Source organism: Vibrio sp. V10_P2A27P122 (assembly GCF_963874335.1).
GTDB classification, from domain to species: Bacteria; Pseudomonadota; Gammaproteobacteria; order Enterobacterales; family Vibrionaceae; genus Vibrio; species Vibrio anguillarum.
This window is the reverse complement of the sequence record NZ_CAWNHY010000190.1, coordinates 1-2737: the sequence shown is the minus strand read 5'-3', so window position 1 is coordinate 2737 and position 2737 is coordinate 1. Positions and strand designations below refer to the sequence as shown.

The window sequence follows — 2737 nt, the reverse complement described above, 5'->3', positions numbered from 1 at the left end:
ACGCTAAGGTGTGAGGGTGTGCATTAAAATAAATCACACAAACTTTGATTAGCGCAGATTTTTGGTTTTTAATATCGAAAAAGTATTTTTAATCAATGGTTGGAATTAACATGTCGTCAGATTTTTATGGTTCAAGTGCCAATTATGCTCGTAAAGAGAGCGGTTACCGAGAAAAAGCACTTAAACTTTACCCTTGGGTGTGTGGCAATTGCGCGCGTGAATTTGTTTATTCAAATTTACGGGAATTAACTGTGCACCACAAAGATCACGATCACACCAATAACCCTGAAGATGGCAGTAACTGGGAGCTTTTATGCCTCTATTGTCACGATCATGAGCACTCTAAATATTCAGACCACGACCGATTTGGCGCTGAGCCTGTTGCGAGATTAGACGATCATCAAAGCGCGACCTATAACCCCTTTGCCGATCTCGCCAAACTGATGAAAAAATAACGCGGTTAGCCACTAGATCACATACGCTTTAGTGGCTTAACCACGCTATCCAATCCTTCAATTTTCAACGCTAAGCAAAGTTGCAGCAAACGCCCGAGCTCCCCTTCAGGGAAGCCCTTCTTATCAAACCACAGCAAATACTCTTCTGGTAAGTCGATAAGCGCTCGCCCTGCATACTTACCAAACGGCATTGGCATACGCGCAAGTTTAATCAGGTTCTCTTTTTCTAACATTTTGCGTCTCACAAACTGGCTAAACTTGTTTAAGTCCAACCAGTTTATGTTTCTCAGCCACTTTTGGGTACTGATTTATCGCATAACGCTGTAGGTGGATAAAAATATAATCAATATGAATCAGATGCGGTGTAGTAGTTTTCTTTAAACGCTAAGCTTCCCCACATAGCATTGGCATGGGCACGTTTAACCACTTCTAGATCCAACTCTTTTTCTGTCAAGGTATCTGATTTAAAATCATATTGATAAGTAGAAATACCTTGCTCAGGCCGAATAACAACCAGTTGGTTGTCTGCTGTCATATAGCCATAGTTTTTATCTCGCTGCATCATTACTCGCTGCTTCTCAGCAGGAACATCATGAGTTAAATCGAACCCAATCATTGGGTTTTGGCTACTGATACCGGCCAAAGAAAGCAGTGTGGGTGCAAGGTCAATTTGACTAACTAGACGATCGTCAATGCGGTGTTCAATGCCGCCACCAAAAATCACCGCTGGAATTCGAAAGTAATCGACTGGTACAGGCTGATTACCCTGTGTTCTAGCATCATGATCTGCCACAGCAACAAACACCGTGTTATCCCAATATGGTGACTTTTTCGCTTTTTCAATGAACTGTCCAAGCGCATAGTCTGCATATTTCACCGCATTTTCCACCGTTTGCTTTGGCTCATTATACGGTTCAATCACGTTATCAGGGTATTCAAATGGGCTGTGGTTCGATGAGCTAAAAACTAAGCTAAAGAACGGTTTACCTTCACGACTCATCTTCGTAAATTGCTGATCTGCCTTATTGTAGAGATCTTCATCTGACGCGCCCCATGAACCAACATATTTAGGCGACTCAAAAGTTGGGAAGTCTTGCATATCGACAAAACCGTTACCTAAGAAGAAACTCTTCATATTGTCAAAGTGGCTTTCACCACCGTAAATAAATTGTGTGTGGTAATTTCGAGACTTTAATAAATCCGCAATTGAAAAGAAATTCGTTTGGCTTTTACCTAGCTTGACCACCGAACGAGCAGGTGTCGGAGAAAACCCAGTGGTCACCGCTTCAATACCACGAACAGAACGCGTTCCCGTTGCGTACAAACGGGTGAATGCCCACCCCTCATCAATCAGTTTATCGATATTGGGTGACGCATCGATACCACCAAGGCGGCTAACATAACGTGCACCGTGACTTTCAAGCAGTAGGATTACGATATTTTTAGGCTGGCCTTGATAGGTCGCTTGGTGCATTGCCATGCTAGGTTGTTGTGCAGAGACAAAGTCTTTATTGTCGACATTCATGGATGCACGAATTTCTTGGACGATCTCCTGCTTATCCATTTTCGGGTAAAACTCGAAAGCACTCGCTTCAGATTTCATCTGTTTGGCAGCAAAAATCGCTGAAAATGAGGAGTTTAACGTTAAATCATTCACCAAAGGGTCACTAGAAAAAGCCACCATCGCCGGATTTAATGGACGGTGTCCCAGTGAAGAACGCGCCCCCAAAATACCAATAGCCACAACAAAAATAGCAATCAGCGGACGCCAATACCATTTAGGAAAGCTTAAGTTCGAAACAAGCTGCTTGCTCCATTTCCAACCGACAAAAAGTGTGAACGTGGAAACTACGGCACCAAGGAAAAGTTCAAATTTATAGCCACTCCAAAGCATACTGAAAACTTCTTTGGGATAAATGAGATATTCGATAAAAATTCGATTAGGTCGCAGATCGTACTCAATAATAAATGGCGGTGTTGCTGCTTCCATGTAAACAATCAACCACAAACCGCCGGTAATCCACACACGTAAAAACCAATGCCAAACCCGACCGACAGCATGATCGCCAGACAGTAGGCTAGATAACAACGCTGGTAAAATGAGCAAATAACAAAGAGAAACAATATCAACTCGCAGACCACTTAAGAAAATGGTCAGCCATCCACCAGCATCACTCACCCGTTCAAAATGCCAGATAGCCAGTCCTAAACGAGAAACAAAAAAGATAACTAGCCCCACCACGAATACGGCAGCAATCGGATAGAGAGGCCCTAAGTAGGGT

3 protein-coding genes are annotated in these 2737 nt (G+C 43.0%); 1 reads left to right on the top strand and 2 read right to left on the bottom strand.

Going from position 1 to position 2737, the window contains the following annotated elements:
* Positions 1-110: 110 nt before the first annotated feature.
* Positions 111-455, top strand: coding sequence for a YajD family HNH nuclease (locus AACQ17_RS08420; RefSeq protein ID WP_010318547.1), 345 nt, complete (start codon positions 111-113; stop codon positions 453-455).
* A gap of 17 nt (positions 456-472) precedes the next feature.
* Here AACQ17_RS08420 and AACQ17_RS08415 read toward each other — a convergent pair whose 3' ends face one another.
* Positions 473-688 (bottom strand): DUF3820 family protein, encoded by a 216-nt coding sequence (locus AACQ17_RS08415; RefSeq protein WP_026028221.1) that lies wholly within the window; start codon positions 686-688, stop codon positions 473-475.
* A 110-nt stretch (positions 689-798) separates the two neighbouring features.
* A partial coding sequence (locus tag AACQ17_RS08410) for an LTA synthase family protein (RefSeq protein ID WP_445285792.1) occupies positions 799-2737 on the bottom strand: 1939 nt, incomplete at its 5' end.